This window comes from Sphingomonas sp. (assembly GCF_035758555.1).
Classification (GTDB): Bacteria; Pseudomonadota; Alphaproteobacteria; order Sphingomonadales; family Sphingomonadaceae; genus Sphingomonas_B.
Genome location: NZ_DASTXI010000142.1, coordinates 1 through 6,854, shown reverse-complemented (window position 1 = coordinate 6,854; position 6,854 = coordinate 1). Strand labels below are relative to the sequence as shown.

Genomic DNA, 6,854 nt, shown 5'->3' with positions numbered 1-6,854 from the left:
TCATGATCGCGTCCGAAATCTCCTCGTTGCTGTAGGGATTGACCAGCAACGCCTCGCTCAGTTGCTCGGCGGCTCCCGCGAACCGCGACAGGATGAGGACCCCCGGATCGTCTGGCGACTGGGCCGCGACATATTCCTTGGCGACCAGGTTCATGCCGTCCCTGAGCGGCGTCACGAGACCGATCTTGCTGGCCCGGTAGACCCCGGCCAGCACGTCGCGCGGATAGCTCTGGTTCACGTAGCGGATCGGCACCCAGTCGAGATCGGCATGGGCGCCGTTGATCCGGCCGGACATGCCCTCCAGCGTGCTGCGGATCCGCTGGTAGCTCTCGACGGCTCCGCGCGACGGCGGCGCGATCTGCAGCAGGAAGACTTCCTTTCGTTCCTCCGGATGATCGATGAGGAATCGCTCATAGCCGGCGAAACGCTCTTCCAGCCCCTTCGAATAGTCGAGGCGGTCGACCCCGACGATCATGGCCCGGCCGACCGCGCTCACGCGCATCTGCTCGCAGGTCCGAAGCGCCTGCGGGCTTTCGCACATCTGCGCGAATTCCTGCGCATCGATACCGATCGGGCACGCGATCAGCCGCACGCTGCGGTCGCCCAGTCTCGCCGTATCGCCGTCGATCACGGCGCCCATCTCTTCGCGCGCGAAATCGCAAAAGGATTGCAGCCACGCCTCGGTGTGGAAGCCGATCACGTCATAGGCGAACATGGATTCCACCAGCGCGTTCGCTTCAGGAAGCGTCAGCAGCAGCCGCCGCGGCGGCCAGGGGATGTGGAGAAAAAAGCCGATCCGGTTGCAGACGCCGCGCTTCCGCAGCTCGGCGCCCAGCGGCATCATGTGATAGTCCTGCACCCAGATCGCGTCGTTCGGTTCGATCAGCGGCTGCACCGTGTCAGCGAAGCGTTCGTTGGTGCGCTGATAGCCGCCGGCGAAATCGCGTTCATATTCGGCGAGGTCGATCCGGTAATGGAACAGCGGCCACAGCGTGCGGTTCGCATAACCGTCATAATATTCTTCGATGTCGAGGTCCTCGAGATCGATGGTCGCCGTGGTGACCCCGTCGTCGCGCTGAAAGTTGATATGGCCCGTGAACTGATCGGTGCGCTCGCCCGACCAGCCGAACCAGATGCCGCCCATCTCGCGCAGCGCGGCGGTCAGCGCCACCGCCAGTCCCCCCGGCTTGCCGGAGCTGGAGGCAGTCGCCGCGACGCGGTTCGAGATGACGATCAGCCGGCTCATCGGATGACACTCCATGGCTTGCTCAACAGCCCCGCGCAGTTGATCAGGCCCACCAGCGAATAGGTTTGCGGATAGTTGCCCCACAGCTCGCCGGTCGCGGGATCGATATCCTCGGACAACAGCCCCGCCTCGGTGCGTCGGCTCAGCATCTCCTCGAACAGGGCGCGCGCATCGTCGGTCCGGCCGGTCGCGTGAAGGGCCTCGATCAGCCAGAAGGTGCAGACGTTGAACGCCGTCTCCGGCAGGCCGAAATCGTCCTCGGTCGAATAACGCAGCATGTGGCTGCCGCGGCGCAGGCCTTCCTCGACCGCAGCGAGCGTCCCCTGAAACCGCGGATCGCCGGGCGGCAGAAAGCGCAGCTCCAGCAGCTGCAACAGGCTCGCATCGAGATTGTCGCCGTCGAACGTCGCCGATAGCCAGGTGGGGTCTTGGCGCAGGGCCGCAGTCTCGATCCGCGACCGGATCGTCTTCGCCCGATCCCGCCAGAAGCCGACGCGATCTTCGAGGCCGAGCGCGTCGGCGGCATTGGCCAGCCGGTCGCAGGCCGCCCAGCACATCGCCGCCGAATAGGTGTGGACATGGCTGCGCGTGCGCAGCTCCCACAGCCCCGCATCGGGCTTGTCGTAAGCCGCCCAGGCGCGGTCGCCGACCGTCTCCAGCGCGTGAAAATCGTCGAGCCCGCCCATGCGGAACAGCCGCTGGTCGAAGAAGCTCTGCGTGTTGGACAGCACGATCTGGCCATAGGCGTCGTGCTGGACCTGCTCATAGGCCTGGTTGCCGACGCGGACCGGCCCCATGCCACGATAGCCGGTCAGCGCCTCGGCCACGCGCTCGTCCAGCCTCGCCTCGCCGCCGACGCCGTAAAGCGGCTGGATGTGCCCGCCTTTGGCATTGTCGACGATGTTGCGCAGATATTCGAGATAGGTTTCGAGCACGTCGAGCGCGCCGAGCCGGTTCAGCGCCTGCACGGTGTAATAGGCATCGCGGATCCAGCAATAACGATAGTCCCAGTTCCGCCCGGAATCGGCGTGCTCCGGGATCGAGCTGGTCAGCGCCGCCACGATCGCGCCGGTCTCTTCGTGCTGGCACAGCTTCAGCGTGATCGCGGCGCGGATCACCGCTTCCTGCCATTCGAGCGGCGTCGCCAGCCCGCGCACCCAATGCCGCCACTCGTCGACGGTGCGTTCGAGCATCGTCTCCAGCGAGACCTGAAGGTCTTCGGAAAAGCTCTCGTCCGGCCCCAGGAAGAAATAGAGCGGCCGCTCGACGCGAAACAGCCGTTCGTCCTCGATCCAGCCGACGGGCGCTGTCGTCGTCAGCCGCAAGGTCCCGTCACCTAGAAGATAGCGGATGTGGTTGCTCCCCCGCGTGCGCGGCGCATCTTCCGCACCCCAGTTCCGCGCCGCTCTCAGCCGGATCCGGACGCGCGGCGATCCGCGCACGGCGCGCACGATGCGGGCGAATGCGACCGGCCGGTAGGTGCGGCCGGACCGCCTGAACCGGGGACAGAAGTCCACCACCTCGATCGCGTTGCCCTGCCCGTCGGCGTGGCGCGTGACCAGGACCGGCGTGTTGCGGATATAAGCCTGGCTGGTTTCGACGCAGTCTTCGAGGTCGATTTCCCAGAACCCGCGTGCGCCCTCGCCCGCGCGCGGCGCGGCGTCCAGCAGCGAGCAGAACACGGGCTCTCCGTCCACGCGCGGCACGCAGCCCCAGACGAAGCGGCCCGCGCGGTCCACCAGCGCCGACACCTGGCAATTGCCGATCGGCCAGAGGTCGAGCGTCGCGGTCACGCGGCCGCGTCCTCCAGCCATTCCCGCACTGCCTGCGGATCGGGCAGATAATAGGACGCAGCCGTCTCGCGCGGCTGCCCGACCAGGACGCCCGCACCGCCCAATTCCCGGCACATCTCGAAACCTGGCTCGTCGGTGCGGTCGTCGCCGACGAACACGGGCCTTGTGCCGGCCATCGGCGGCCGCGCCATCAGCCGCTTGATGGCAACACCCTTGTTGCCGCCGCCGACCCGCAGCTCCACCATCATCTTGCCTTCCTGCAGCTCCAGGCCATGATACGCGGCAAGACGGACGGCGAAGGCCAGCGCCTCGTCCTCGACCGCCGGCGCCATCCGGTAATGAAGAGCGACGCCATAGCTCTTTTCCTCGACCAGCATGCCGGGATCGCGATCTGCGAATGTGCGAAGCTGCAGCGCCGCCGTATCGAGCGCAGGCGGACGGATTGGCTGCGCCAGAACGCCGTTCCAGCGATGCTCGTTACCGTGGCTGCCCGACAGGGCGAGGTTCTGCCCGACGGGACCGAGAATGCGGTCGATCTGCTCGATCGAACGGCCGCTGACGATCGCCAGCCGGCCCTCCAGCCGGTCCGACAGCCGGCCGATCAGGCGCACCAGCGCCTCATCCGCGGCAACCTGGTCAGGTTCGTCGATCAGTTCGAGCAGCGTTCCGTCCAGGTCGAGGAACAGGCTCGCGCCGAGCAGCAGCGTCCGGTCGGGACGCGTCAGTGCGATTCCGTCATCGGCTGGGATAATTACCTCCTTGTCTCTGGAAACGCCGTTGCACCGAACGACGAACGCGAAAGTTCCGCCGAACGAAGCGGAGGCGCAGTTTCCAATTTCGGATGCCCCATTTTGCATATTCTCGCCCACCGGGTCAAAGTTCCGATCGTCCGCCCGGACCCGTGTGATGGATCAACCCCAGTCGCCGGATCAGCCAGGGCATCGTCAGGCCCTGCGCAAAGATCGAGAAGGCAACCACCGCGAACGCCACGGCGATGATCTCCTGGCGTTCCGGAATCTCGGGCGGCAGCGCCAGTGCCAGCGCAAGAGCGAGCGCACCCCGCAGGCCGCCCCAGAACAGGACGTGCTGATAGTCGCGCGAGATGCGGAGTTCCGATCGGGAAAAGAGAAGGCTGAGCGGATAGACCGCCACTGCCCGGCCGAGCAGGCTGATGCCGATCGCCGCCAGGGCCGCGCCTCCGATCGCGGCGAGCGGCTGGCTTGCTTCATGCCCGCCGATCAGGATGAACACGAACGAGTTCGCCAAAAAAGCGGCATAGGCCCAGAAGGAAAGGACATGGCCCCGGCCGCCTTCCGAAATGGCGCCGCGCCAGCCCAGATTGCCGACCACCAGTCCAGCCGCAAGCGTCGCCAGCACGCCCGACATGTGCAGATTTTCCGCGAGCATGAACGAGCCATAGGCGGCAATCGTGGTCAGCGTGATCTCGACCAGATGATCCTCGGTTCGTCCCGCCACGAGCAGCAGCGCACAGGCGACGACCGCGCCGCACGCGATGCCGCCGAAAACCGTCAGCAACAGGGAGCCTGCAATCGCCCCGACGCCGGGCGTGCTGCCGGCCGCCAGTCCCGCGAGCACCGCGAAGCCGACCGCGGCGGCGCCGTCGTTCAGCAGGCTTTCGGATTCGACGATCAGGGCCAGGCGCGGCTCTGCCCGCATCTCCCGGAAGGCGGCGATCACCGATACCGGATCGGTCGCAGCGATCAGCACGCCGAACAGGCCGGCGCCCAGCCAGCTCCAGCCGAGCGCCCAATGCGCGCCGGCGGCGACGAACGCCCCGGCGACAAGAACGCCGGCAAAGGCGAGCACTGCCGTCAACGGCAGCTCGCGCCGAAATCGCTGCCAGCCGAGCTGCAGCGCGGCCTCGAACACCAGCGGCGGCAGGAACACCGAGAAGATCAAGTCGCGGCTGAGCGGCAGGTCGATGCGCAGCGGCAGCAGCGCCAGGACGATGCCCGCCAGCACCAGCCCGACGCTATAAGGCACGTGCAGCCGTCGCGAGGCGATCGCGACCAGCGACGCCGTCATCAATATGATGCCCAGCGTCAGGATCTGAGGTTCGGCCATTCAAGTCTGAACGACTGAACGGCCGGGGAGACCAACCTCAGCGGTCGTGCGTCATTTTCGTGCCGCGATCCATCTGTCCACCTGGCGTTCGAGGATCGACAGCGGGAGCGAGCCCGAGCCGATCAGCAGATCGTGGAAACCCTTGATGTCGAACTTGGGGCCAAGCTCCCGTTCCGCCTTGTGGCGCAGCTCCATGATCTTCAGCATGCCGATCTTGTAGCCGGTCGCCTGTCCGGGCAGCGTGATGTAGCGGCGGACTTCCGAACGGGCCTGGTCCGGCGAGGCGCGGCCGGTGTTGACCATATATTCGACAGCCTGGTCTTCGGTCCAACCCTTCTCGTGAATGCCTGTATCGACCACCAGGCGCGCTGCGCGGAACAGCTCCGCTTCCAATCGCATGAAATCGCTGGCGAGATCGGGATAAGCGCCCATTTCCTTGCACAGCGCCTCGGAATACAGGCCCCAGCCCTCGCCGAACGCGACATAGTGCGTGGTCTTGCGGAATTTCGGTCCAGCCTCCTGACGAACCTGGATGTCGCCCTGCATGACATGGCCGGGGACGCCCTCGTGGCACATCAGGTCGACGATGGCGTCAGGCGCCGGATCGCTGGTGACGCCGAGCAGATGGACATAGACGCGGCCGGGCCGCGATCCGTCGGGGCTCGGAGCAGCGGCATGCGCCGCGCCGCCGGCGACCTCGCTGAAGGACGGCTCGCGCACGACCTCGATCCTGTACTCGGGAAGAAGGCCGAAAAATTTGGGAAGCAGCGTGCGATTGTGCGCGATCGCGGCATTCGCCTTCTGCAGATATTCGGCGCGGAGCGCGTCGGTCCACGGTTTGGGCGGATTGCGGCGCTCCCGGTCCGCATAATAGGCGATGCGGTCCTTGAAGCCGGCCTTGCGGGCGAGCGCATCCTGCTCGTCCTCGATCCGCTTCACTTCCTTCAGGCCGATCTGGTGGATCTGCTCCGCCGTCAGGTCGGTGGTGGTGTTGAGCTTCAGCGCCGCCGCATACCAGGCAGCTCCGTCCGGAAGCGTAAGCGCGCCCACCCGCCCGCTCGGCGCATTCGGCAGGTCGCTTTCCGCCCAGGCGATCACCCGCTCATAGGCGGGCTTGATCGTCAGCAGCGCCGCGCGCGTGTCCGCGAGCAGCGCGTCGGCCTCATCCGCGGTCACCTTGCCGCCGGCCTTGAGCTTGGCGATCTTGGCCTCGGCATCCGCCCACAGGGGGGATGCCGGGCCGTTGTCGAACGGCGCGCCGGTGATGATCGCGCGGCTGCCGTCGATCACGCGCTCGATCTCGAACTTAGGCGCGTGCACGCCGAACGCATCGGACGCGCGGCTTTGCGCGATCGCTTCGTCCAGCACCGCCGGCATCGCACGCAGGCGTGCCGCATAGGCCTTCATGTCCGCCGCGTCCTTTACGACATGCGTGTTGATCATGAAATTCGGCAGCCGCGAATGCACCGAATAGAGAAACGAGTAGAAGGGCGGCGAATATTGGCGGAATTTGTAGCCGAGCTCGGCGCGCTCGAGCTCCAGCGCCCAAATGTCGTAGTTTGTCTGTCCCGTGGGCGAGAGCTTGGCGCGATCGAACTGCGCCTTCATCCGCGCGACGCTGTCGCGGCGCCATTCCAGGCGGCGCAGTTCGGCCGCATCGCTGATATCGTCGAGCCGGTCTTCGCCTTCATCCAGGCCCAGCCGCGTCGCAAGCTGCGGCCGGGCGCGCC

The 6,854-nt window shown here is 66.4% G+C and carries 5 protein-coding genes; all 5 read right to left on the bottom strand.

Annotation, left to right across the window (positions count from 1 at the left end):
- A partial coding sequence (locus VFT73_RS08665; protein ID WP_326409919.1) for an alpha,alpha-trehalose-phosphate synthase (UDP-forming) occupies nt 1–1,246 on the bottom strand: 1,246 nt, incomplete at its 3' end.
- Nucleotides 1,243–3,060: a glycoside hydrolase family 15 protein gene (locus VFT73_RS08660; protein WP_414712810.1), complete on the bottom strand. Its 1,818-nt coding sequence runs from the start codon at nt 3,058–3,060 to the stop codon at nt 1,243–1,245. The genes VFT73_RS08665 and VFT73_RS08660, both read right to left, overlap by 4 nt.
- Nucleotides 3,036–3,896 (bottom strand): trehalose-phosphatase, encoded by an 861-nt coding sequence (gene otsB / locus VFT73_RS08655; protein ID WP_326409917.1) that lies wholly within the window; start codon nt 3,894–3,896, stop codon nt 3,036–3,038. The genes VFT73_RS08660 and otsB overlap by 25 nt, the downstream gene beginning before the upstream one ends.
- 16 nt (nt 3,897–3,912) lie before the next feature.
- On the bottom strand, nt 3,913–5,124 hold the full coding sequence (locus VFT73_RS08650) for a cation:proton antiporter (RefSeq protein WP_326409914.1): 1,212 nt from the start codon (nt 5,122–5,124) through the stop codon (nt 3,913–3,915).
- 51 nt (nt 5,125–5,175) lie between these two features.
- A partial coding sequence (locus VFT73_RS08645) for a DUF885 domain-containing protein (protein WP_326409912.1) occupies nt 5,176–6,854 on the bottom strand: 1,679 nt, incomplete at its 5' end.